This window comes from Pseudomonas sp. 2822-17 (assembly GCF_002742485.1).
GTDB lineage: Bacteria > Pseudomonadota > Gammaproteobacteria > Pseudomonadales > Pseudomonadaceae > Aquipseudomonas > Aquipseudomonas cyclaminis.
On record NZ_LJRZ01000012.1, the window covers coordinates 1 to 228 of the forward strand.

At 35.1% G+C, this 228-nt stretch carries 1 protein-coding gene; it reads right to left on the minus strand.

The annotated features are described in order from the left end of the window. The coding region (locus AOA60_RS00030; protein ID WP_178075286.1) for a 6-carboxytetrahydropterin synthase at positions 1–210 on the minus strand (210 nt) is incomplete at its 3' end. Between the last annotated feature and the right edge of the window lie 18 nt (positions 211–228).

Below are 228 nucleotides of genomic sequence, written 5' to 3' on the forward strand. Positions count from 1 at the left end.
ATCATCTACGTAACCACTAATCCCAAAAATCACCTTATACGTATGGCCATGGAGATTTTTACATTTTCCTTCATAGCTGTGCAAGTGATGGGCTGCATCGAAAGTAAATTCCTTACTTACTAATACTCTTTTATTGTGATACTTTAACTCTTCTTTTTTGATATCTGTACCTAATTTCTGCAACTTCTCAACGATGTTAAAACCAAACATAACGTTAAACCCCTTCCC